The organism is Arthrobacter sp. KN11-1C (genome assembly GCF_052180225.1).
Classification (GTDB): domain Bacteria; phylum Actinomycetota; class Actinomycetes; order Actinomycetales; family Micrococcaceae; genus Arthrobacter.
The window spans coordinates 2,086,590-2,109,727 of record NZ_CP197467.1 but is presented as its reverse complement, the minus strand read 5'-3'; the positions used below and the strand labels follow the sequence as shown (position 1 = coordinate 2,109,727).

The 23,138-nt window shown below is 63.0% G+C and carries 24 protein-coding genes; 11 read left to right on the top strand and 13 right to left on the bottom strand.

From position 1 onward, the window contains the following. Window positions 1-2: 2 nt before the first annotated feature. The gene (locus tag ACSBOX_RS09875) at window positions 3-1,685 is read right to left on the bottom strand and encodes an FAD-binding dehydrogenase (RefSeq protein WP_442545824.1); all 1,683 of its coding nucleotides are present in this window, start codon (window positions 1,683-1,685) and stop codon (window positions 3-5) included. Window positions 1,686-1,753: 68 nt separating this feature from the next. Here ACSBOX_RS09875 and ACSBOX_RS09870 point away from each other — a divergent pair, with 68 nt between their 5' ends. Next, a complete protein-coding gene (locus tag ACSBOX_RS09870) occupies window positions 1,754-2,821 on the top strand; it encodes a quinone-dependent dihydroorotate dehydrogenase (RefSeq protein WP_442545823.1) in 1,068 nt (355 codons plus the stop codon). A 96-nt stretch (window positions 2,822-2,917) separates the two neighbouring features. Here the strand turns inward: ACSBOX_RS09870 and ACSBOX_RS09865 are convergent, their stop codons facing one another. After that, entirely contained in the window at window positions 2,918-3,511 is a 594-nt protein-coding gene (locus ACSBOX_RS09865; protein WP_415984011.1) for a DUF3043 domain-containing protein, read from the bottom strand. Window positions 3,512-3,632: 121 nt separating this feature from the next. On the opposite strand from ACSBOX_RS09865, the gene ACSBOX_RS09860 reads away from it, so the two are divergent. From ACSBOX_RS09860 to ACSBOX_RS09840, 5 genes are all read left to right on the top strand, one after another. Further along, window positions 3,633-5,060 carry a dipeptidase gene (locus tag ACSBOX_RS09860; RefSeq protein ID WP_442545822.1) on the top strand — a complete coding sequence of 476 codons (1,428 nt, stop codon included), beginning with the start codon at window positions 3,633-3,635 and terminating at the stop codon, window positions 5,058-5,060. Between the two features lie 170 nt (window positions 5,061-5,230). Continuing rightward, entirely contained in the window at window positions 5,231-5,617 is a 387-nt protein-coding gene (locus tag ACSBOX_RS09855) for a HesB/IscA family protein (RefSeq protein ID WP_059390004.1), read from the top strand. Between the two features lie 181 nt (window positions 5,618-5,798). After that, a complete protein-coding gene (gene ctaC, locus ACSBOX_RS09850; protein ID WP_078105134.1) occupies window positions 5,799-6,671 on the top strand; it encodes an aa3-type cytochrome oxidase subunit II in 873 nt (290 codons plus the stop codon). 10 nt (window positions 6,672-6,681) lie between these two features. Then, complete coding sequence (gene ctaD / locus ACSBOX_RS09845; RefSeq protein WP_078105135.1) at window positions 6,682-8,400, top strand: aa3-type cytochrome oxidase subunit I; 1,719 nt, start codon at window positions 6,682-6,684, stop codon at window positions 8,398-8,400. Next, window positions 8,397-8,798, top strand: a complete 402-nt coding sequence (locus ACSBOX_RS09840; RefSeq protein WP_442545821.1) for a cytochrome c oxidase subunit 4 — start codon at window positions 8,397-8,399, stop codon at window positions 8,796-8,798. Before ctaD ends, ACSBOX_RS09840 begins: the two co-directional genes overlap by 4 nt. Window positions 8,799-8,904: 106 nt before the next feature. Here ACSBOX_RS09840 and ACSBOX_RS09835 read toward each other — a convergent pair whose 3' ends face one another. Then, complete coding sequence (locus ACSBOX_RS09835) at window positions 8,905-9,198, bottom strand: HPr family phosphocarrier protein (protein WP_442545820.1); 294 nt, start codon at window positions 9,196-9,198, stop codon at window positions 8,905-8,907. Window positions 9,199-9,354: 156 nt separating this feature from the next. Between ACSBOX_RS09835 and ACSBOX_RS09830 the strand changes: the two genes are divergently transcribed. Beyond that, window positions 9,355-10,146 carry a GntR family transcriptional regulator gene (locus ACSBOX_RS09830; protein WP_078108937.1) on the top strand — a complete coding sequence of 264 codons (792 nt, stop codon included), beginning with the start codon at window positions 9,355-9,357 and terminating at the stop codon, window positions 10,144-10,146. 93 nt (window positions 10,147-10,239) lie between these two features. Here the strand turns inward: ACSBOX_RS09830 and qcrB are convergent, their stop codons facing one another. From qcrB to ctaE, 4 genes are all read right to left on the bottom strand, one after another. Next, window positions 10,240-11,913: a cytochrome bc1 complex cytochrome b subunit gene (gene qcrB / locus ACSBOX_RS09825; protein WP_442545819.1), complete on the bottom strand. Its 1,674-nt coding sequence runs from the start codon at window positions 11,911-11,913 to the stop codon at window positions 10,240-10,242. Beyond that, window positions 11,891-12,961, bottom strand: coding sequence for a cytochrome bc1 complex Rieske iron-sulfur subunit (qcrA, locus tag ACSBOX_RS09820; RefSeq protein ID WP_241710217.1), 1,071 nt, complete (start codon window positions 12,959-12,961; stop codon window positions 11,891-11,893). Before qcrA ends, qcrB begins: the two co-directional genes overlap by 23 nt. A gap of 96 nt (window positions 12,962-13,057) precedes the next feature. Then, a complete protein-coding gene (qcrC, locus tag ACSBOX_RS09815) occupies window positions 13,058-13,846 on the bottom strand; it encodes a cytochrome bc1 complex diheme cytochrome c subunit (RefSeq protein WP_078108934.1) in 789 nt (262 codons plus the stop codon). Window positions 13,847-13,934: 88 nt separating this feature from the next. Continuing rightward, entirely contained in the window at window positions 13,935-14,573 is a 639-nt protein-coding gene (ctaE, locus tag ACSBOX_RS09810; RefSeq protein WP_442545818.1) for an aa3-type cytochrome oxidase subunit III, read from the bottom strand. Between the two features lie 148 nt (window positions 14,574-14,721). On the opposite strand from ctaE, the gene trpD reads away from it, so the two are divergent. Continuing rightward, window positions 14,722-15,780, top strand: coding sequence for an anthranilate phosphoribosyltransferase (gene trpD / locus ACSBOX_RS09805; protein ID WP_442545817.1), 1,059 nt, complete (start codon window positions 14,722-14,724; stop codon window positions 15,778-15,780). Window positions 15,781-15,803: 23 nt separating this feature from the next. On the opposite strand, the gene ACSBOX_RS09800 is transcribed toward trpD, so the two are convergent. Together ACSBOX_RS09800 and ACSBOX_RS09795 are read right to left on the bottom strand one after the other, a co-directional pair. Then, window positions 15,804-16,085: an Lrp/AsnC family transcriptional regulator gene (locus ACSBOX_RS09800; RefSeq protein ID WP_078108932.1), complete on the bottom strand. Its 282-nt coding sequence runs from the start codon at window positions 16,083-16,085 to the stop codon at window positions 15,804-15,806. A 61-nt stretch (window positions 16,086-16,146) separates the two neighbouring features. Next, window positions 16,147-16,545, bottom strand: a complete 399-nt coding sequence (locus tag ACSBOX_RS09795) for a DUF3054 domain-containing protein (RefSeq protein WP_442545816.1) — start codon at window positions 16,543-16,545, stop codon at window positions 16,147-16,149. 140 nt (window positions 16,546-16,685) lie between these two features. Between ACSBOX_RS09795 and ACSBOX_RS09790 the strand changes: the two genes are divergently transcribed. Beyond that, window positions 16,686-17,060 (top strand): VOC family protein, encoded by a 375-nt coding sequence (locus ACSBOX_RS09790; RefSeq protein ID WP_442545815.1) that lies wholly within the window; start codon window positions 16,686-16,688, stop codon window positions 17,058-17,060. A gap of 118 nt (window positions 17,061-17,178) precedes the next feature. Then, entirely contained in the window at window positions 17,179-17,598 is a 420-nt protein-coding gene (locus ACSBOX_RS09785; protein WP_442545814.1) for a VOC family protein, read from the top strand. Window positions 17,599-17,659: 61 nt separating this feature from the next. Here ACSBOX_RS09785 and ACSBOX_RS09780 read toward each other — a convergent pair whose 3' ends face one another. Beyond that, window positions 17,660-19,186, bottom strand: a complete 1,527-nt coding sequence (locus tag ACSBOX_RS09780; protein ID WP_442545813.1) for an LCP family protein — start codon at window positions 19,184-19,186, stop codon at window positions 17,660-17,662. 119 nt (window positions 19,187-19,305) lie between these two features. Between ACSBOX_RS09780 and ACSBOX_RS09775 the strand changes: the two genes are divergently transcribed. Continuing rightward, the gene (locus ACSBOX_RS09775) at window positions 19,306-19,938 is read left to right on the top strand and encodes a LysE family translocator (RefSeq protein WP_442545812.1); all 633 of its coding nucleotides are present in this window, start codon (window positions 19,306-19,308) and stop codon (window positions 19,936-19,938) included. A 14-nt stretch (window positions 19,939-19,952) separates the two neighbouring features. On the opposite strand, the gene ACSBOX_RS09770 is transcribed toward ACSBOX_RS09775, so the two are convergent. Genes ACSBOX_RS09770 through ACSBOX_RS09760 form a run of 3 tightly spaced genes read right to left on the bottom strand, consistent with a single transcriptional unit; the run spans window position 19,953 to window position 23,082 of the window. Further along, the gene (locus tag ACSBOX_RS09770) at window positions 19,953-20,429 is read right to left on the bottom strand and encodes a GbsR/MarR family transcriptional regulator (RefSeq protein WP_442545811.1); all 477 of its coding nucleotides are present in this window, start codon (window positions 20,427-20,429) and stop codon (window positions 19,953-19,955) included. Window positions 20,430-20,476: 47 nt separating this feature from the next. After that, window positions 20,477-22,099, bottom strand: a complete 1,623-nt coding sequence (locus ACSBOX_RS09765) for an ABC transporter permease (RefSeq protein WP_442545810.1) — start codon at window positions 22,097-22,099, stop codon at window positions 20,477-20,479. Next, window positions 22,096-23,082 carry an ATP-binding cassette domain-containing protein gene (locus ACSBOX_RS09760; RefSeq protein ID WP_442545809.1) on the bottom strand — a complete coding sequence of 329 codons (987 nt, stop codon included), beginning with the start codon at window positions 23,080-23,082 and terminating at the stop codon, window positions 22,096-22,098. The genes ACSBOX_RS09765 and ACSBOX_RS09760 overlap by 4 nt, the downstream gene beginning before the upstream one ends. Window positions 23,083-23,138: the final 56 nt, after the last annotated feature.

Here is a 23,138-nt window from a genome sequence, read left to right as displayed (position 1 = left end):
GCTTAGACACTCGCCGCGGCATCACGCCCGGCTGCCCGACCGGAGAACAGGCACCCGCCGAGGAACGTTCCTTCCAACGCCCGGTAGCCATGGATTCCTCCTCCGCCGAAACCGGCAGCCTCACCCGCCGCGTACAAGCCGGGAACGGGAACTACGGAATCGTCCAGGACGCGCGAGCGAAGGTCCGTTTGAAGCCCGCCGAGGCTCTTGCGCGTCAAAACGGAGAGCCGGACGGCCAGGAGCGGACCGTGTTTCGGGTCGCTGAGCCGGTGCGGAGGGGCAACACGCATGATCTTGTCGGTTGCGAAACGCCGGGCCGCCCGGATCGCGGCGAGTTGTGGATCCTTGCCCAGGCCGCTCGCCACTTGCAGATCCCGATCGTGGATGAGGGAATCGAGCCGGGCGGGATCCATGAGCGCTGAACCTGTCAGCGCGTTCATTTTCGCAGCGAGCTCAGCGGGTGTTGGAGCTTGCAGGAAATCCACGCCACGGTCCAGGAAGAGCTGCAAGGGAGAATCGCTGCCGGGACCAAGCCTGGAGAGAAGGAGCCTGAGGTCCTTGTCAGTGAGGTCCGGGTTCTGCTCCGAGCCCGACAATGCGAATTCCTTCAGCGCGATGGTGCGGTTGCATACGAACCACGAATGTCCGTGCCCGCTCGCCAGGATGTGCCTGAGGGCGCCCAGCGAATCGAAGCCCGGAAACAGCGGGGCGGGCAACTGCCGTCCCGTCGCGTCAATCCAGAGCGACGACGGACCGGGCAAAATGCGGATGCCATGCGAAGGCCACACGGGGGAGTGGTTGTGGATGCCCTCGGGGTAATGCCACATGCGGTCGCCGTTGATGAGCCTTCCACCAGCGGCAGCAGCGGCAGCACGGAACGCTCCGTCGACGGACGCGGGCACACCGCTCAGCATGTGCTCCGGCGCACTGCCGTCCGGCCATTGCCTGCGCACCATGGCGTGGTTCCCGCCGATGCCGCCGGTAGTCACGATGATCGCTCCGGCGGTCGCCTCAAAGCGCCCGACGACGGTCCTTGGCGATGCTTCGCCCCGTCCGGCCCCGGACGGCTCGAGTATCTCGCCGCCGACCCCGGTGGCGCGGCGCGCCGTCGTCGTTATTTCGGTGGCGCGATGCCTGAAGTGGAGGGATATCCTTCCGCGGGCCACGCCTTCGTTCACTTTTGCCAGGAAGGGCTGCACGACGCCGGGTCCGGTGCCCCACGTGACGTGGAACCGCGGGACGGTGTTGCCGTGGCCTTGGGGACCATAACCGCCCCGTTCGGCCCACTGCACGAGCGGAAAGATCCGCACGCCAAGGGAGCCCAGCCACCGGCGCTTCTCGCCGGCGGCGAAATCGACGTAGGCCTCCGCCCACAGCCGGGCCCACGAGTCCTCCGGCCGGTCAAAGGCCGCCGACGCCAGCCAATCCCTCAAGGCGAGTTCGGCACTGTCCTTGACGCCCAGCCTCCGCTGCTCGGGGGAGTTGACCAGGAACAAGCCGCCGAAAGACCAATGTGCCTGGCCGCCAACGGAGGCCGGGGGTTCCTGGTCCAGGACCGCAACACGTTTGCCGGCGGCGTAGGCGTGGGCGGCGGCGACCAGCCCTGACAATCCCGCGCCAATAACAATGACGTCGGCTTCTATGATCGCCTGGGAGTGAACTCCATCACGTGGATTGCTCGGCATTCGTACATGCTACCGTCCAGTAACCGCGCTGGTTTGGTGCACGCCCCGTAAACCGGAAAACTAGGACCATGCGCGTTTACCCCACATTCTTCAAGTTGGCCTTCTCCTGGATGGATGCCGAAAAGGCCCACAAGATCGGCTTCCAGGCGATCCGCTTCGCACACCGCTCGGGAGCAGGACGCGTCCTCGCCAAAATGACGGCTCCCCACCCTTCCCTGCGCACGGAGGCTTTGGGGCTGACCTTCCCGTCACCCTTCGGCCTCGCGGCCGGATTCGACAAAGAGGGCCACGGAATCGAGGCCCTCGCCGAGCTGGGCTTCGGCCACGTGGAAGTGGGTACCATCACCGGCCAGGCACAGCCCGGCAATGAGAAGCCACGGCTCTTCCGCTTGATCGAGGACAAAGCCGTGATCAACCGCATGGGCTTCAACAACGACGGCGCGGCCGCCGTGGCCCCGCGGCTCAAGGCCGCGCGGGCGGCATTGCAGCGGACCCATTCAGGCGTCCGTCCCGTGATCGGAGTCAACATCGGCAAGACCAAGGTTGTTGAGCTCGACGACGCCGTCGAGGACTATTTGGTCAGCGCCCGCAGCCTGGCACCCGCCGCCGACTATTTGGTAGTCAATGTCAGCTCGCCCAATACCCCGGGATTGCGCCTGCTCCAGAACGTCGAAACGCTTCGCCCGCTCCTGCGCGCTGTCGGAGATACCGCAGACGAATCCGCCGGCCGCCATGTGCCGCTGCTCGTCAAGATCGCGCCGGACCTGAGCGACGAAGACATCGACGACGTCGCCCGCCTCGCCTTGGACCTCAAGCTCGACGGGATCATCGCCACAAACACCACCATCGGCCGTGAAGGCCTGGTGTCCGATCCGGGGAAAGTGGACGCGTGCGGCGCCGGGGGGCTCTCAGGCGCGCCGCTCAAGGAACGTTCGCTCGAGGTGCTGCGCCGCCTGAAGGCCGCAGTAGGGGAGGGCCTCGTGCTCATCGCGGTCGGCGGAGTGCAGTCCGCGGCCGACGTCCAGGAACGGCTCGACGCCGGCGCAACCCTCGTGCAGGGCTATACGGCATTCCTCTACGAAGGTCCGTTCTGGGCCGCCGGCATCAACAGGGCCTTGGCCAAACGGCGCAGCTAAGCGTCGCCGCTAAGCGCGGACAGCCAAAAAGACCCTGGAACAGTTGTTCCAGGGTCTTTTTGATTCATGGACTTGGGTCCGTCGCGACGGATGGCCTTAAGCGGGGTACTGGCCCCGCTGCACCTGCGGCTTGGGCAGGCGCAGGCGACGGAACTGCAGGGAACGCATGCTGCCGTACCAGACGGTGCCACGCTCGATGTCGCCGAACTTCTGCGTCAAGCCCTTGCGCAACTTGCGGGAAAGGACGAACACATCCGCGAAGACAGCGAGGAACATGACCCAGAAGCCGATCAGGATGTAGCTGAGGACGTCGCTTCCCGAAGGAATGACGAAGGAGATCACGACGAAAAGCAGGGCACCGAACATCAAGTACTCACCGAGGCTGAAACGGGCATCGACATAATCGCGCGCGAAACGCTTCTGGGGTCCCTTGTCCCGCAGCGGCAGGTACTTCTCGTCCCCCGTGTCGAGGGCCTGGCGCATTTTCTGGCGCTGGTCCTGCACGGCGACGCGCTCGGCTTCTTTCGATGCCTTGCGGTCCGTCGGTACGAGGGGACGCTTGCGGGCTGCTTCCTGTTCCTTGCGCTTGGGCGTGGGAGCGCCCTTGCCAGCGCCTCTCACGGCGGCATCGGCGGCAAGCTGGTCTATTGAGTCTTGAGCGCTCGGCTCATCCTTTTTACGTCCAAACACCACTACAGAATACCCCGCAGGAACCGCGCGAAAGTCGACGTGGCGCGCCGCCCTGCTCATGGGCCCGCCACGCCGCCCGGCCCGGTTCCCCATCACCACTCGCGGCGGTAGTGTTTTCGCCATGACTTCAATGAATGCGGAGATCCCGCAGACCCTTTCCGGCGGCTCCGGCACAATCAATGTTGATGCGCTCAAGTCCTCGATCGATGCTTCCTTCGGCGAGACCATGGCTCGTTTGAAGGCCCTGGTCGCTATTCCGGGGATCGCCTGGCCCAGCTTCGACCCGGCCGAACTCGAGCGAAGCGCCGAGGCTGTTGCCTCGCTGGTCCGCGAGTCGGGCTTCCAGGACGTACAGATCCTGCGCTGCGACAAGGCCGATGGGACCCCTGGTGGCCCTGCCATTGTTGCGCGCCGCGTCGCCGCGCCGGGCAAGCCCACCATCCTGCTGTACGCGCACCACGATGTGCAACCGCCGGGCGACGTGGCCTTGTGGGACACCGAGCCCTTCGTCGCCGAGGAACGCGAGGGCCGCCTTTATGGCCGTGGCGCAGCCGACGACAAAGCCGGAATCATGGCCCACCTTGCTTCCTACGCCGCTGTGACTCAGGTGCTGGGAGACGATTTCGGCCTTGGAGTCACCTTGTTCTTCGAGGGCGAGGAAGAGGCCGGTTCGCCCACCTTCCGCACTTTCCTCGAAACGCACCGCGAGCTCCTCGAAGCGAATGTCATCGTCGTGGCCGATTCCAGCAACTGGAAAGTCGGCGTACCGGCACTGACAACCAGTCTCCGCGGCCTGGTGGACGGCACCTTCGAAGTGCGGGTGCTCGAACACGCCGTGCACTCCGGCATGTTCGGTGGTCCCGTGCTGGATGCGCCGACCCTCCTGTCCCGCCTCATCGCCACTTTGCACGACGACGACGGCAACGTCGCGATCGAGGGCCTGGTTGGCAGGGATGATGTCGTGGAGGACGTGGACGAGGACCAGTACCGCGCCGACGCCTCCGTGCTCGACGGCGTGCGGCTCGCCGGCAGCGGCAGTATTGCTTCGAGGCTCTGGACCAAACCCGCCTTGTCCATCATCGGCATCGACGCACCCGCCGTCGACGTCGCATCCAACACGCTGCTCCCCGCTGCGAGGGCGAAGTTCAGCCTGCGCTTGGCTCCCGGGCAAGATCCCGATGCCGCGATGGACGCCGTCGGAAAGCACCTCGCGGCGAACGCGCCTTTCGGAGCGAAGGTCACGTTCGTGCCGGGGGAGCGGGGCAACGCCTTCTCCACCGATACAGGATCGGCTGCCGCCCGGATCGCGATGTGGGCACTCGGTGAAGCATGGGGAGTGCCCGCCGTCGAGATGGGGATCGGTGGATCCATACCGTTCATCGCGGACCTGACCGAGACCTATCCCGATGTCCAGATCCTGGTGACTGGTGTCGAGGATCCGGATTCACGGGCCCACAGCGCCAACGAATCTCTCCACATCGGGGATTTCCACAACGCAGTGCTGGCCGAGGCCCTCATGCTGGCACGCCTGAACTCGGAAGGCCTCTGAACCCACGCGCGCATCGGGCCGGGGAACAAGCCAAGGGTCCGGCCGGTTACGTTAGAAGTTATAGCTATGCGCCGGCTCGACGTAGCATGTAGCTATAGCCCGCACGTATTTGGGTAAGGGCAGGCAGCGCGTAGGCGCAGCCGCCAAGAGCGTCATAAGAAGGTAGGCCAATGAGCACTGCAACCAACGAAAACAGCACCGGAGCGCAGCTCGCAGGCGGCGAGCTTCCTGAGCACGAGGTCAAGTTGACCGATGTGGCCGCAGGTAAAGTCCGGAGCCTTCTCGAACAAGAGGGCCGCACGGACCTGCGGCTTCGCGTCGCTGTTCAGCCGGGCGGCTGCTCGGGCCTGATCTACCAGCTCTACTTCGACGAGCGCCTGCTCGACGGCGATGCCGTCCGCGACTACGACGGCGTCGAAGTGGTTGTCGACAAGATGAGCGTGCCGTACCTGAGCGGTGCGAGCATCGACTTCGAGGACACGATCTCCAAGCAGGGCTTCACGATCGACAACCCCAACGCCGGCGGGTCTTGCGCCTGTGGCGATTCGTTCCACTAACCGGGCATTCGCAGACTGTTGGCCCAGTTCAGGAACGGGTTAAACCCGTCCCGACGCACTGGGCCAGCATGTCGGCGAAAACCGCTTGGTAGCGGTAAGCTCTACATCGGGTAGTAAAACTTTAGTGTGCCCGGTGGGCCTTCCGCCTGCCGGGCTGCAGCAACAAGAGGAAGGGCCGTCTGTGAGTTCGCAGAACCGAACCGGCAGCCGACGCATAAAGATCACCTCGATCACTGGCTTGGCACTAGCCGGCGCGTTGGTTTTGACCGGATGTTCACCAGAGGTAGAAAAAGGCTGGTTGCCCACGGAGCGTGGTACAACCAGCAACACCGATCGGATCATGGACCTCTGGGTCAACTCATGGATCGCCGCCCTCGTCGTCGGCATTATTACTTGGGGCCTGCTGGTCTGGTGCATCATCGCCTACAGGCGCCGCAAGGGCACCACGGGTTTCCCGAAGCAGCTGAGCTACAACCTCCCTCTGGAGGTCTTTTATTTGACCATTCCGCTGTTCATGGTGCTGGTGTTCTTCTACTTCACCAACCAGGACCAGCAGGCGATTGACGATCGCTCCAAGCCGGCCGACGTCACCATCGACGTCGTGGGCAAGCAATGGGCTTGGGACTTCAACTACGTCAAGGGCTCCGTCATCACCGATGACGTTCACGAAGCGGGCGTCCAGGCGCACCTCACGGGCAACGCGATCGACTTGAACCAGTTGCCGACGCTGTATCTGCCGGTCAACAAGTCTGTTGACCTCGAGCTGAACTCCCGCGACGTCATCCACTCTTTCTGGGTTCCGGCCTTCCTGCAGAAGCGCGACGTGATTCCCGGCAAGACCAACTACATCAGGTTGACCCCCACCAAGGAGGGCACCTATGACGGCAAGTGCGCCGAACTTTGCGGTGAATACCACTCCGAGATGTTGTTCCGCGTGAAGGTCGTTTCCGAAGCCGAGTTCCAGGCACATATGGATCAGCTTCGCCAGAGCGGCAACACCGGTCTTCTCGATTCGAAGTACGACCGCAACCCGAACCTGAACGCAAAGAATTAAGGGACGCGACGTGGCTACTTATACTCAATCAGCCGGGGTCCTAGAGGCTCCCGTAGTACCGAAATCCAAGGGACGCATCGTCGTCAACTGGATCACCTCCACGGACCACAAGACCATCGGGTACATGTACCTGATCGCGTCCTTCGTGTTCTTCTGCCTCGGCGGCGTCATGGCGCTGCTGATGCGTGCGGAGCTCTTCGAGCCCGGCATGCAGATCCTGCAGACCAAGGAGCAGTACAACCAGCTCTTCACGATGCACGGCACCGTGATGCTGCTGATGTTTGCGACGCCGCTCTTCGCAGGCTTCGCGAACGTCGTCATGCCGCTCCAGATCGGCGCCCCCGATGTCGCGTTCCCGCGACTGAACGCGCTGGCCTTCTGGTTCTTCCTTTTCGGCTCCACCATTGCCGTGTCCGGCTTCATCACTCCGCAAGGTGCCGCCTCCTTCGGCTGGTTCGCCTATGCGCCGTTGTCAGACACCACGTTCACCCCCGGCGTCGGTGGTGACCTTTGGGTCTTCGGCCTCGCGTTGTCCGGTTTCGGAACCATCCTGGGTGCGGTCAACTTCATCACCACCATCATCTGCATGCGCGCTCCCGGCATGACGATGTGGCGCATGCCGATCTTCACCTGGAACACCTTGGTGACGGCCATCCTGGTCCTCATGGCGTTCCCGCCGCTCGCGGCCGCACTCTTCGCCCTCGGCGCTGACCGGCGCTTCGGAGCCCACATCTTCGATCCGGAGAACGGCGGCGCTGTCTTGTGGCAGCACCTGTTCTGGTTCTTCGGCCACCCCGAGGTGTACATCATCGCCTTGCCGTTCTTCGGCATTGTCTCGGAGATCTTCCCGGTCTTCAGCCGCAAGCCGATCTTCGGCTACAAGGGCCTGGTCTACGCGACCATCGCGATCGCCGCCTTGTCGGTGACCGTCTGGGCGCACCACATGTACGTCACCGGATCGGTGCTGCTGCCGTTCTTCTCCTTCATGACGATGCTGATCGCGGTACCCACCGGCGTGAAGTTCTTCAACTGGATCGGTACCCTGTGGCAGGGCTCGATTACCTTCGAGACGCCCATGCTCTGGAGCATCGGCTTCCTGGTCACCTTCCTCTTCGGCGGCCTGACCGGCATCATCCTGGCGTCCCCGCCGTTGGACTTCCACGTCTCGGACTCCTACTTCGTGGTGGCGCACTTCCACTACGTGGTCTTCGGCACCGTGGTCTTCGCGATGTTCGCAGGCTTCTACTTCTGGTGGCCCAAGTGGACCGGCAAGATGCTCAACGAACGCCTCGGCAAGATCCACTTCTGGCTCCTGTTCCTGGGCTTCCACGGCACCTTCCTGATCCAGCACTGGCTCGGCGTAGAGGGCATGCCCCGGCGTTACGCCGACTACCTTCCGCAGGACGGTTTCACCTGGATGAACCAGTTCTCCACGATTTCGTCCTTCGTGCTCGGCGCCTCGCTCCTGCCGTTCTTCTGGAACGTCTACATCACGTGGCGCAGCAACAAAAAGGTCGAGGTGGACGATCCCTGGGGCTTCGGCGCCTCCCTCGAGTGGGCTACGTCCTGCCCGCCGCCGCGGCACAACTTCACCTCGCTGCCCCGCATTCGTTCCGAACGTCCCGCCTTGGACCTCCACCACCCGGAACTCGCGCAGCACCACACTGCCCTGAGCCCTGAGCCGGCAGCAAGGGTGCTCGGCAACGCTGATCAGAAGGACGCGAAATGAAAATCGAATCTTGGATTTTTGGTGCAGGGAGCTTCTTCTTCGTACCGGTCGCGCTGGTTTACGGTTTCCTGAACAACTGGGATGAGTGGGTCGGCACCCTCGGCATCCTCCTGGTCGGTGGCCTGGCAGGCATGATCGGCGCTTACCTCGGTTTCACGGGCAGGCGGGTCGGCATGCGTCCGGAGGACCGTCCGGACGCGGAGATCCACGAAGGCGCCGGCGAGCAGGGACACTTCAGCCCCTGGAGCTGGTGGCCGCTGGTGCTCGGCTTGTCCTGCGCAGGCGGGTTCCTTGGCCTGGCCGTAGGTTTCTGGATCACGTTCGTCGCTGCCGGCCTGGCTGTCGTAGCCCTGGTCGGTTGGGTGTTCGAATACAGCCGTGGAGACCACGCGCACTAGAAAAGCGCTTGAACAACGACGGCGGGCCCCACCATTTGGTGGGGCCCGCCGTCGTTTGTCGTCTCCGGATGCCGTTGGGAAGCTATGCCATCGCGGGAATTGCCCTTCAGGGGCCTTCCAGGGCCTCCAGCACGGCCGAAAGGGCTGCCAAGGCATCGTTGACCTCATTCAGCGTGCTGCCGGCTTGCAGCGCTTCTCCCTCGACCGCCAGGACCACTTCGCAGCCATATCCGAAATCTTCGGTCATGACTTCGAGCAAAGAGCGGGCATCCACCGCTTGCTGGCCGGGCTTGCGGATCGTCACCGGCAGGCCAGTGGCCGTCACGGCCCGCACGAACACGGCGGCAGCCCGTGCATGGAGGCCGATCTTTGCGGCGACGATGGCTTTGTGCTCGGGCAAACCGGCTCCTTTGACTCGGACGGCCAGATGCCGACTTCGATTTTGATCCCTACAAGCCTAGCGCCGCCGCACCGTGTGTTGCGGACGGCTGGTCTAGACCTGCGGGTGGATTGGCCTACGCTTGTTTCATGAGTGATTTCGTTGCCGGGGTCCGCCGTGCCTGCTGAAGCAGCACGTATCGCGGGGGAGATCGACCGCAAGAGCGGCACTCCTATCTACGTTCAACTGCGCGAGATCCTGCGTAGCTACATCTCTGAGTCGTGCAAGCCCGGCGCGGCGCTGCCGTCGGAGCGGGACCTCTCTGAACGGTTCGGCCTTGCGAGGATGACGGTACGGCAGGCCATTGATGCCCTCGTCGGCGAGGAAGTCATCGAACGGGTGGTTGGTCTGGGAACTTTCGTTCGCAAACCCAAGCTGGACCTGCAAGTGAAGCTCACCTCGTACAGCGAGGAAATGCAGCGCCGTGGCATGGTTCCGGCTGCCAAGGTCCTGAGCTTTGAGCAAATCGCCGCCAGCGCCTTCCTGGCGAGGGAACTCCAGTTGGAGGAAGGCACACCGCTGGTCCGCTTCCGGAGGCTCCTCCTCGCGGACAACGAACCCATGAGCGTGGACGAGAACTTCATCCCCGCCCACCGCGTGCCAGGTCTTTTGGACGAGGCGCCTCCCACGTCCCTGTACAACGTGCTGAGTGAAAAGTACGGACTGGTAATGGAGTGGGGAGAGGACATGATCGAAGCAACGGCAGCTTCGCCATCCACAGCGCGGCTACTGAACGTGGATGTCGGTACTCCGCTGCTCAAGATCCAGCGCCACGCGTTCGTGGCCCGTGCCATGGTGGACTACTCCGTCTCGTACTACCGCGCTGACCGGTACAAGTTGTGGGTTCCGTTGCAACGGCCGGGCGTCCGGTCAACCCGAAGCCAATCCACGGGCTACCGCACCCACTAGCCCAAAGCCAGGGAAACGCCGCCCGGATACAGGACAACGAGTGAGGGCCCCGTCCGCATGGACGGGGCCCTCACTCGTTGTTATCTGCGGGAGCTAGTGGCTAAGGCTCTTGTGCTCTTCGCTGGATTCGATGGCCTCATGGTGGCCGTGTCCGTGCGCTGCTTCGAGCTCGGCCGGCGTTGCCGGGGCAACACGGTCTTCGAAGAACCACTTGGACAGTGCCGCGCGGCGCTTCTCGTTCGGAGTGACGACGCCGTGCTCGTTCGGCTGGGCCGCCAACGGGGACGGCGACTCGAAGCCCACAAGCTTGTATTGCTTGTAGTCGTCCAGCGGGGCGTGCACCTCGATGAACTCACCATGCGGCAGGCGCACGATGCGACCCGTTTCGCGGCCGTGCAAAGCGATTTCACGGTCCTTGCGCTGCAGTGCGAGGGCCACGCGCTTAGTCACCATGAACGCGATGATCGGGCCGATGAAGAACAGGGTGCGCAGCCAGTACGTGACATCGTTCAGTGCGACGTGGAAATGCGTTGCGATGAGGTCGGAACCGGCAGCTGCCCACATGACGCAGTACCAGGTGAAGCCTGCGACACCAATGGCGGTACGGGTAGGCGCGTTGCGCGGACGGTCCAGAACGTGGTGTTCACGGTTGTCCTTGGTGATCCAGCGTTCAATCCACGGGTAGGTGAACAGCACCGTGAAAATGATGCCTGCCGGAACCAGTGCGGGCAACAGCACATTCAGCGTCAGCACATGGCCGAAGATGATGTATTCGAAGTGGAAGTCGTTGACCACGCCGGGCATGAGTCGCAGGGCACCATCGACGAAGCCGATGTACCAGTCAGGCTGGGTACCGGCCGACACGGGGGAGGGGTCGTACGGCCCGTAGTTCCAGATCGGGTTGATGGTGAACATCGCAGCCATGAGCGCGACCACACCGAACACGATGAAGAAGAAGCCACCCGCCTTTGCCGCATAAACCGGTCCCAGGGGGTAACCGACGACGTTGCCGTCGTTGCGGCCCGGACCGGGGTACTGCGTGTGCTTGTGCACAACCACCATGAAGAGGTGGATGACGATCATCAGGAGAATCATCGCCGGCACGAGCAGGATATGCAGCACGTACAGGCGGCCGATGATCGCCGTACCGGGGAATTCACCCCCGAAGAGGAAGAACGATATATACGTGCCGATCACCGGGATCGACTTGATGACACCGTCGATGATCCTCAGGCCGTTACCGGACAGCAGGTCGTCGGGGAGGGAGTATCCCGTGAAGCCTTCAGCCATGGCCAGGATGAGCAGGACGCCGCCCACTACCCAGTTCATTTCACGCGGCTTGCGGAAGGCTCCCGTGAAGAAGACGCGCAGCATGTGCACACCAAGGGATGCCACGAACAGCAGGGCCGCCCAGTGGTGGACCTGGCGGAAGAACAAGCCACCGCGGACGTCGAAGGAGATGTTCAGCGACGAGTTGTACGCGACGGACATTTCGACATTGGTCAGCGGGGTGTATGAACCCGAATAGTGGGTCTCAGCCATCGACGGGTCGAAAAAGAACGTCAGGAACGTGCCCGACATCAGGAGGATGACGAAGGAATACAGCGCCACCTCACCGAACATGAAGGACCAGTGGTCGGGGAAGACCTTCCGGCCGAATTCACGCAGGATTCCGGATCCGCCGACGCGCTCGTCAACGAAGTCCGTGATCCGGCCAACCTTGGTTTTAGGTACGAAGGGGACTTCAGCTGTTGATGAGGCGCTCATGCTCGTCACGCTCCCAGTAACTCGGTCCTACAGGTTCTTTGAAATCGCTCGTGGCTACGAGGTAGCCCTCAGCGTCCACCGCGATGGGCAGCTGGGGGAGCGGACGGCTGGCGGGGCCGAAGATAACCTTGCATTCCTTGGTGAGGTCGAAGGTTGACTGGTGGCACGGGCACAGCAGGTGGTGCGTTTGCTGCTCATAAAGGGCAACGGGGCAACCGACGTGGGTGCAGATCTTGGAGTAGGCAACGATTCCGTTGTAGCTCCAGGTTTCGCGGCCCTTGGAAATCGTCAAGTCCTCCGGGTTCAGGCGCATCAGCAAAACGACGGCTTTGGCCTTCGCGTTGAGCTTGCCTTCCTGGAGTTCGTTGAGGCCTTCCGGGATCACGTGAAACGCAGAACCGATGGTGACGTCGGACGCTTTGATCGGTGTTCCATCGGGGTCGCGGGTGAGGCGCTTGAGCTTGCCGTCCTGCGGTGCCCACATGGTGTGTGCGAGCTTGTCGTCCGGGCGGGGTCCAAGGTCACCGAAGACGGCCAAGGCCGGGAGGGGAGCCAGGGCCACAGCACCCAAAAGGGTGTTGCGGATCAGCGGGCGACGCTTGATGCCGGTTTCCTCGACGATGTCCTCGACGATCCGCACGGCTGCCTGCCGGTCTTCCTCGGTACGGATGGCGTGGCGCTCTTCCGATACCTCGTGGTCCGGCATGAGGGCCTTGGCCCAGTGCACGATACCGGTGCCGATGCCGAGCATCGCGAATGCGGTGCCAAGGCCAAGCAGCAGGTTTTGGTTGCGGATCGTTGCGATCGATCCATCGGTGTGCAGATCGATGGCAAAGTACGACACCAGGAAGATCACCGTGCCGATGACGGAGATGCCAAAGAGTATGGCTACCTGCCGTTCGGCTCGCTTAGCGGCTCTCGGATCCGTGTCAGCCAGGCGCAAACGGTGCGGAGGGAGCCCAGGATCCTGGAACTTCTCCACATCATTCTGACCAGCCGTAGCTACGGTGCCCGAGTGGTTCGGACTGCCGTCACTATGGTTGCCCATAATTCGCCTCATCCTTCTCTCGTTGTCCCGGCCGTAACCGGGTTAATGTTCAATTCAAACTGCTGTGGGGACAGCAGAAGTTTTAGTGCGTCCGGACTATGACGTGCGGGACGTCAGCCAGATGGTGAAGGCGATGATGACGCCGAGGCCTGCGACCCAGACGAAGAGACCTTCGGAAACCGGACCCAGGGATCCGAGGTCGTTTCCGCCCGGCGAGCCGTTGGCTTCGATCGTCTTCAGGAAGGTGATGATGTCGCGCTTGCCCTCAGGAGAGATGTTGGCGTCGTTGAAGACGGGCATGTTCTGCGGACCAGTGGCCATGGCTTCGTAGATGTGCTGTCCGGAAACGCCGGCCAGCGCCGGAGCGAACTTTCCACGGGTCAAGGCACCGCCGGCTGCGGCAGCGTTGTGGCACATCGCGCAGTTCACGCGGAAGAGCTCGCCACCCTTCGCGGCGTCACCCTTTTCGTCGAGCAGCGATGCGTCGGGAATTGCCGGACCGGCACCCAGCGAGGCGACGTAAGCCGCGAGCTGCTGAGTCTGCTGGTCGTTGAACTGCCTTGGCTTTTCTTGGGCCTGGGGTCCGTTCATCTGCATGGGCATACGGCCGGTGCCAACCTGGAAGTCAACTGCAGCAGCACCCACGCCGACCAGCGACGGAGCGTCCTTGGTTCCGCTCGCGCCCATGCCGTGGCAGGTGGCGCAGTTTGCGGCGAAGAGCTTGCCGCCCTCCTGGGCGTCGCTGGCGCTGAAGGTAGTGGTGTCTGCCTTCGCTTGGTTGACCGTTGTGGCAACGGCGTAAAGCCCACCAGTGACGAGGAGTCCCAACAACAGCAGCGCAATTGCTGCCAGTGGATGACGTCGCTTCTGCGAGAGTGCCTTCACGTGGTGGTTCCTTTATTCGATCCTGCGTCGGCTCCGTGAGCCGCTTCTTTAAAATTCATCCTCTTGCGGAACAAGAGTCGGTGCCGTGCTACTTCAGGACGTAGATGACCAGGAAGAGGCCGATCCACACAACATCCACAAAGTGCCAATAGTACGAGGTGACGATTGCCGAGGTCGCTTCAAAGTGTCCGAACTTCTTGGCGGCGTATGCGCGGCCAATGATGAACAGGAAGGCGATGAGGCCGCCGATGACGTGCAGGCCGTGGAAGCCGGTAGTCATGTAGAAAGCGGAACCGTAGGCGTTGGCCGAGAGCGTAACGTGCTCGGACACAAGCATGGCGTATTCAGTGCTCTGGCCGGCAACGAAGATGGCGCCCATGACGAACGTCAGGAGGAACCATTCGTTCATGCCCCAGCGGGTGAACTGCAGCACACCACCTCGGCGGCGCGGTTCAAGTCGCTCGGCGGCGAAGACGCCCATCTGGCAAGTGAAGGAACTTGACACAAGGACGATCGTGTTTACAAGCGCAAACGGGAAGTTGAGCTTGCCGGTTTCGTCCGCCCACAACGCGCCTGACGTGGAACGCAGCGTGAAGTACATGGCGAAGAGACCGGCGAAGAACATCAACTCACTGGAAAGCCACACAACGGTTCCAACGGAAACCAAATTGGGGCGATTCAGCGTCGGGTGCGCCGGGGTACTGGGGGCATGGGTCGCAGATGTCACAAGGACATTATGTCTGTAAAAGTCCGGACTTCCCAATGCGAACCGCCATTTGGGGAGACTTTTTCTACAAACACGCGAATTCGCGCGGAAAAGTTCCCGAGCTCCTTCGCATTGGTCACGGAGCAGTGTGGATCGCTAGCATCAAGTGGTGACTTCACAGGCATCTGCACAGCAGGCAAGCAACTCGTGGCCCGGACTCATCTCTGCCTTGATCAACGGGCATGACCTCACGGTCGAGAACACGGCATGGGCCATGAACACGATCATGTCCGGGGAAGCCGCCCCGTCCCAGATCGCCGGTTTCCTGGTTGCCTTGCGCGCCAAGGGCGAAACCGTGGAGGAAGTTACCGGACTGGTCGAGGCGATGCTCTCCAACGCCAAAGCCGTGAGCATCCCGGGCGAAAAGCTGGACATTGTGGGCACCGGCGGCGATCGACTCAACACGGTCAACATCTCGACGATGGCTGCCCTCGTGGCGGCGGGCGCGGGAGCGCGGGTCGTAAAGCACGGGAACCGGGCCGCGTCGTCGTCGTCGGGCTCCGCCGATGTCCTGGAAGCCTTGGGCGTGAGGCTTGACTTGCCGATCGATCGCGTCGCCCGCAACGCAGAAGAGGCGGGGATCACTTTTTGCTTCGCCCAGGTTTTCCACCCGTCCTTCCGGCATACCGGCGTCGTGCGGGCCGAACTTGGTGTTCCCACCGCCTTCAATTTCCTGGGTCCGATGACCAATCCGGCCCATGTCCAGGCTTCAGCCGTGGGTGTTGCCAACGCCACGATGGCTCCGCTGATCGCCGGCGTCTTGGCGCGCCGGGGGAGCCGGGGACTGGTCTTCCGTGGGGAAGACGGCCTCGATGAACTCACCACCACGGGTCCGTCCACGGTGTGGGAAATCAGGAACGGGCAGGTCACCGAACAGCGGTTCTCGCCGTCAGAACTCGGGATTGCTCCGGCGACCGTCGCCGATCTTCGAGGCGGCGACGCCGCGGCGAATGCCGCCGTCGTGCGCGAAGTACTTGGCGGGAAGGCCGGCCCGGTCCGGGATGCCGTCTTGCTCAACGCAGCCGCAGGCTTGGTGGCCTATGAGACTGCTGCCGACGGCGCGTTCCTGGACCGCATGAAATCGGCCTGGCTGCGTGCTGCGGAGTCCGTCGACTCGGGAGCGGCTGCCCGGGTCCTTGACACGTGGGTTGGACTCACCCAAAGGTAGGCAAGGCGCCGGACTGCCGGGGGTTACTGCTCGAAGCCCAGCGAGAACGCGGCGTCCAGGTCATGCTGCGAGTAGGCGCGGAAGGCGATGTGGGTGGTGGTGTGAACCACTGCGGGGACCTTGGAGAGCTTGTCGGCGATGACATCCGCCAATTCCTCATGCTTCGCCACGCGCGCCACCGCAATAAGGTCCCATTCCCCGGTGACGGAGTAGACCTCGCTGATTCCCTGGATGGCGGAGATCTCCTCGGCCGTCTCCGGGATACGTGAAGCGTCGGTCTTGATCAGGACAAAAGCGGTGATCACTGGGGGCGGCCTTTCCGAAGTGCGGCAATGGACGTAGCAAGCCTAGTACATCGGCGGGCGCTCAGGACTGGCGGCTCCGTCGCCGGACCCGCACTACCAGCGCGATCACAGCGCGGTAGCCGAGCAGCAGGATCGCCAAGCTGATGAGGGCGACGATAATGAACGCGATCACCACGGTCTGTCCGGTGGCCGCACGCAGGAGCATGCCCCCGGCCACGGTTCCAATCCACACGGCGACGCCGGCCGGCCAGACCTGGAACGGTGCCCGCCAGACCCTTACGGCGAGCCAGCCGATCGCCGCGCCGGCTAGGAAAGGCCAGGCCGTGGAAAAGACCCCTGTCAGGACGTCGGCGCGCTGGTGCGCGTCGCGGCCGATGGCCGCGAAAACAAGAATGAGGATGGCGTCGGCCAGTCCGGCGATGAGGGCAGTGCGGACCAAGGTCGATTTTGCAGCAGGCATGGAAACGACCATATCCCGCAGCGAAGCCGAACTCGAACTGAAGGTCTTCCGCATGCAGCCAGGCTCTTGAACCCGAATTGAGTACCGCGGAAGATGTGGCTACCACCCGTGAAACGACCCGCAATCCCCGGAGGTACACCATGAGGTTGATCCAAGTTGCCCAGCGCGCCAGCGACCTCGACCGGGCATCGGCGTTCTACTCGAGGCTGCTGGGCAGTGAACCAAGCGCACGATTCGATCCTCCCGGCCTGCTCTTCTTCGACCTCGACGGCGTCCGGCTTCTCCTCGATCGGGGCGCTCCCTCGTCGCTGATCTACCTTGACGTACCCAATCTCAGGCCCATAGTTGAAGAACTCCGCGCCTCCGGGACAAGGATCGTCCAGGAACCGCAATTGATCTACAGCCACGTCGACGGGAGCCTCGGACCTGCAGGAACCGATGAATGGATGGCCTTCATCGAGGACAGCGAGGGCAACTCAGTGGGCTTGGTCGGACGCGAGGCGAGCGGAAACTAAGAACCGGGACAGCCGCCGTCGAGCTCGGTAATTTTGGCTGTGGATGGGCGCGGCCGGCGCTGTTAGCATGACGAAAAGGTAGCTGATCGTGCTGCCCTTATCACTGAGGAGCCATGTAATGACCACGAACCTCAACCCGTACATCAGCTTTCGGGACAACGCCAAGGAGGCCATGGCCTTCTACCAATCGGTCTTCGGAGGCGAGCTGACCCAAAGCACCTTCGCCGAGTTCCACGCGAGCGAAGACCCCGCCGAGGGCGACAAGATCATGCACTCCGCGCTCAAAACAGACAACGGACTGCAGCTCATGGCCGCAGACACCCCCAACAGCATGGATTACAGTCCGGGAAACAACATTTCTGTGTCGCTTAGCGGCGACGACGAGGCAGAACTTCGCGGCTATTGGAACGGCCTGGCCGACGGCGGCACGGTCACCGTCCCGATGGAGAAGGCACCGTGGGGTGACGTCTTCGGGATGCTGACCGATAAGTTCGGCATTGCCTGGCTGGTGAACGTTTCGGGCGAGCAGCCTCAGTAGCGAGAAAACAGAAAGCGCCCTCCGCCACGCAATGCGAGGCGGAAGGCGCTCTGTCTTCCGGCTATCCGACCGGGTTGGTTGTCTGGCAGGTCTGGTCTTGAGCGGTCTGGGCAACCACATCGTTCGGCTTGGGGGCCGGAAGTGTCGGCTTGTCCCCGGTCGCGAAGTCCTGCCCGGCGTAGAGCTGTACTCCCTGGACACTCGCTACCTGCTGCACGCTCGTCGCGGGCAACCCGAACATTGCGGCGACGTCCGCAGCAACATCGGCAAAGCCCGCACCGTAGTAGACCATTGTCTGTGGCCTGGCATCGGCTTGGATCTTGGCCAGCTTCGTGAAGCCTCCGGCGGAGAGAACCGATCCGATCTCCTGGCTCCTGCCGGTCACGCCCGTTCCATTGGCGACAGTGATCGGTTGAAGGGCCTTGTCGTAACCGGCTTTCGACGTTGCCGTGGATGGAGCCGGGGACGCCGCGGCGCTTGGTGCGGGTTGGCTGAGATCGGGGCTCTTCGTCAGGGCAGCGAAGAAGTTGCTCGCAGCCGGTTGGTCGAGATCGAGCCGGTTAGGATCGGACGCGGCCGGGACGTTGGGCACGGTGATGAAGTTGACCTTGGCCGGGTCAATATTCTTGAGCCTGCCCGCGATGGTCAACAGGGCCGGAACCGAGGCGAGTCCGTCATCGACGGTGAGGTTCTTCGTGACTGTGTCGGCGATGCCCAGCATCTTCTGGGGGTTGCCGAGCGTTCCGTCGGCCTTGAGCTTCCGAACGAGGGAACCGAGGAACGATTGCTGCGCCTTGATCCGTCCGAGGTCTCCGCCGTCGGAAAATGCATGGCGGGTGCGCAGGAACGCTAGTGCCTGGTCACCTTCCACCTGTGAGGTGCCCTTGGGCAAATGCAGCCCGGAGTCGGGGTCGTTGACTGCAGTGCTCACACAGACGTCGACGCCGCCGACGGCCTTGGAAAGTTCGGTCACGGCGTTGAAGTCGGCCATCATGAAGTGGTCAACCTCCAAACCCGTGAGCTTGTTGACGGTGTCAACAGCGCAGCCGATGCCAGCCTCGGCCATCGCACTGTTGATCATCGCATTTTGCCGTTCAGGGTATTGCTTGCCGGTTTTGTTGTCAGTGCAAGCCGGCACGTCGACCAACAAGTCGCGGGGGAAGCTGATCACATTGACATGGTTGTTGTCCGCAGAAATATCCAGCAGCATCATGACGTCCGATTGGCCGTAACCGGAGGACTGGTCGGTGGTGCCGAACTGCCCGTTCTTGCCGCTCCTGGTATCGGTACCCAGAACGAGGATTTGGAGGCGGTCCTTGCTGTCGTCAACCGGCCCTTCCGTCCTGATGCCACCGGCGCCAAGTGCGGACGATGAGATGTTGGACTGAAGGCGCCATACCCAATACCCTCCAAACGCGATGACTGCGATCAGCAGGACAGCCACTGCGGCGCTGGTTATTTTGAACCAGCGGGGCGAACGACGGAAGCTGAACCGCCGGCTGCGGGCAGCCAGCTTTCCCTGGCCCGGATAGGCAACAGGGGGTGACTGACCCGGCTCCGGGCTGGGTGCATCGTGGCGAGTGACCAAAAGGGGAACTACCTCTCCAGGGGAAATACGGACGGCCCCATTGTAGCTGGGGGCTCTGGGAAGGTTCCGTGAGGCCCGCGGTACCCGGTCGAGAAGCCGCGCGATGATTCAATGGAAACATGACTCTGAGTTCACTAGCGGCGTTCACCGGGTTGTGCGTGATCTTGGCCCTTACTCCGGGCCCTGACTCGTTCCTGGTCCTGAGGTACAGCCTGTTGAACGTCAAGGCCGGCCTCTCGGCCGGTCTCGGCTCCTCGTTGGGCAGCATCTTTTGGGCCGGGCTTGTCGGCATTGGACTGGCGGCTCTTCTGGAGCAGTCGGCCGAGGCATACAGGGTGGTGAAGATCATCGGCGGCCTCTACTTGGTTTACCTGGGGATCAGCGCCTTTGTCCACAGCCGGCGCGGGCAGCCAGTCCACCAGGAAGAGAACGCCCCCGGTGCGGGCCCCAAGCTGCGCTCGAGTTTCTTCGCAGGGCTTGTTTCGTGCATGCTCAACCCCAAGGTGGGCCTGTTTTTCCTCGCCGTGGTGCCCCAGTTCCTTCCTCCCGGGGAGGCATCCCTTGGACTGACGATGATCCTCGGCGTGATCGACTTCGCTATCTCGATGCTCTACCTGGGAATCCTGTCTGTGGTGGCGACCAAGGCCGTTCTCTGGCTGAAGAGGCCATCTGTGACAAAAGCACTCGAACGGACCTCTGCCGCGATCCTTACGGCCCTTGGCCTGGGGACCGCGGTTTCGGCGAACAGCTGAAAGGCATCAACGCATCACCCATTGCGATCGTCGCGCCCTTTCTCCCATTCGCTGATAAGTTCGGGAAGCCGGGCGTCCAGGAACCTGTAGAAGCTCGCCATTTCGTCCAGCCGGCCGGCGGCCGTGGTGGTGCGGTCACCGATTGCCTTGATTGCGGTGTCGGCGAGGTCTGCGAGCGCGCGGTAGACCGGACGTTCCTGGGCGAAGGACGACAGCCAGGCATTGGGTGGAACTTCGTAGCGGTCCCGGCGGCTGCCGGGCTGGGCTACCCTCCTCACGATTGCTATTGATTGCAGATAGCGGACCGCCCCCGAGATCGCGGCTGCGCTCACGCCGAGCACCTTACCCAGTTCGAGTGCCGTCAGGCCTCCGTCCTCCGCGACGGTCAGTGCCATGAGCACCCGGGCAGGCATTTTGGGCATGCCGGCGGCAGTGAGGATGGCGGCCGACTGTTCGGCCGCCTCGCGAAGCGCTCGTTCGTCCCTCGCCATCCGGGGGCTACCTTCCTCGGCCTGCTGGTTCCGGCCGGTCGTCGGCGCTAAGCCGTGTTCAGTTCGCGGCGTTTCATGCCCGCTGTCGCCAGAAAGGCGACCACCACTGCTATGCACAGCATCCATACCCCTCCGCTCCAGTCCGTGGAGGTGCCGATCGGCACAGGGGAGTGGGTGAACGGTGATATGTCACGGATCCATTCCGGCATGCCTACGAGCCCGCCGAATAGCCCGAATACCGTGCCGAGGCCAAGCAGCGCCCAGCCCAGGCCAATCGTCCACGCGGGCAGCGCAACGAACACCAGTGCGAGCACGCTGAGGTAAAGCAATGCTGCGGGCAGTTGGGCAGCTGCCGCCGCGAAGGAGTCGCTGACTGGCGAAGAGGCGTCTCCGGCGGCCAGGGCGCTGAGCCCCGAGGCAGCGGCGCCGCCAAGAAGCACCAGCACGACAGAAGCGGCGCCCACCGTGAGATAGCCAATCAGCCACCCGGCTCGTGAAACCCGGGTTGCGAGCACTTGCTCAGCAGTTCCCGCGACCTCTTCCTGGCGCATCCTGATGATGACTTGTGTTGCGCAGGCGGCCGCAAGCACACCGACCATCACGAAGATCGCCGAGATAAAGAGCTGGACCAGCGAGCCTCTGCCTCCAGGAATGAGGCCCTCCATGATCTTTTCCACCGTGGGGTCTGCCGTTGCCGCGCCGGAGACGGCATGTGCAAGGCTGCCCGTGAGCAGGCCTGCGAACGCGCTGCCGACGCACCAACCCACCACCGTGGGCCATTGCAGCCGCCATGCCAGACCCAGCGAAGTGGAAAGGGAGTCGCGGGCCTCTACACGGCCGAGGCGGCCGGGGAGCAAGCTGGCACCGCTATCGCGTTGCGCCTGAAGGGCGAAGACTAGGGAGAGGAATACTGCGGTCAGCGCCAGGTTGAGGAGGAGGGGCGTCAGGGTGTTCGCATCATAGGCGAGGGTTTGTTGGCCCCAACCGATAGGCGAGATCCAGCTCCACCATGCCACGGTCATGTGGAGGTGGTCAGCGGAAGGGGTGCCAAGGGCGTCGCCGATGCCACGGATGACGTAGGCCGCTGTGACGGCAGCCGCGGCCACGCCGTTCGCGCCACGGGAAGTGCGCATCAGTTGGGCGGCGAACAGTCCGACGGCGAGAAACGTGAGTCCGACGGCGGCAGTCGCGCAACCGGCGACGAGCGATCCTTTGGCGTCCAGCCCGCCGGCAATGAAGGCGAGCGCCACGAAGAGACCGTTGACGACGTTCACGAGAGCGCCATAGACGATCGTGGCCACCGTAGGCAAAGTACGCCCGGCCGGAGTCGCGGCGAGGAGTTCCGCCCTTCCGGACTCCTCCTCGGCCCGCGAGTGACGCACCGCCAGGAAAGTGTTCATGAGGCCGGCGAGCACCGCGATGAACGTGAAGATTTCGAAGAACACGAATTGGTCCAGTCCGCCGCCCTCCGGTGTTCCCCGAAGCATCAGGATGCTCGGGTTGGCAACGGCAAGCTGGAGGATACTCTCGCGTCCCGCCGGGTCGCCGTAGGTCTTCTCAACAGCAGAGACGGAGAAAAGAGCAAGTAGGGCGATGCCGACAATCCAGATCAGCAGCTGCAAGCGGTCCCGCCGTATGCGCTGGAGGAGCAACGTGGCCAGGGTGTTCATCGCACGCTCGCCTCTTTGGAGGCTTCCCGACGTCGGGCCTTGCGGGAGGATTGCTGCGCGAGTGACGCTTCAGCCGGATTGAGCTCATCGCCGTAGTGCCGCAGGAACAGCTCCTCGAGCGACGGCGGAGCTACCCTCAGGCCTTTGACGTCGAGTTCCGTAAGCACCGGCAGCAGGGACGAGATCTTGTCGCTGTCCACCGTGAAGCGGGCACGACCGTTGACAAGGGCAACGTCATGGATGGAAGGAATGCGGGCGATGTCGGCGTCCGTCAGCCCGTTGCGTGCGAATGACACCTCGGTCCGGGTCAGGTGGCGCAACTCGGCAAGGGTTCCGGATTCCACCGTCTTGCCTGCGCGGATGATGGTCACCCGATCGCAGAGTTGCTCGACCTCGGAAAGGATGTGGCTGGAGAGAAGTACGGTGCTGCCGAGCGAGGCTGCCCGCTTGATCTCCTGGTTGAAGACGCCTTCCATGAGCGGATCGAGTCCGCTGGTGGGTTCGTCGAGGATGTACAGGTCCGCCGGCGACGCAAATGCCGCTACCAACGCAACCTTCTGGCGATTGCCTTTCGAATAGGACCTGCCCTTCTTGGACGGGTCCAGCTGGAAGACATCAATCAGCCGGGCCTTGCGCGCGGCGTATGCCGTTTTGTCGTCCGTGCCGCCACGCAGGCGGCTGAGCAGGTCGATCGCCTCGCCACCGGAGAGGTTGGGCCACAGGCTGACGTCCCCCGGAACGTATGCCATGCGCTTGTGCAGTTCCACCGCGTCGGTCCACGGGTCCTGGCCGAAGACCGTCGCACTGCCGCCGCTGGCCCGGGCAAGTCCAAGCAGCACCCGGATGGTGGTGGACTTGCCCGCGCCGTTTGGGCCAAGGAATCCATGCACCTCCCCGGCGTCGACAGGTAGCTCGAGTCCGTCGAGTGCGCGAACCCGTCCGTAGCGTTTCTCAAGACCGTGGGCCTCAATCACTGTGTTCATGTCTCGAACGCTACGCTCGATTCACAAATTTGTGAATGTTCTTAACGGAACCTTAA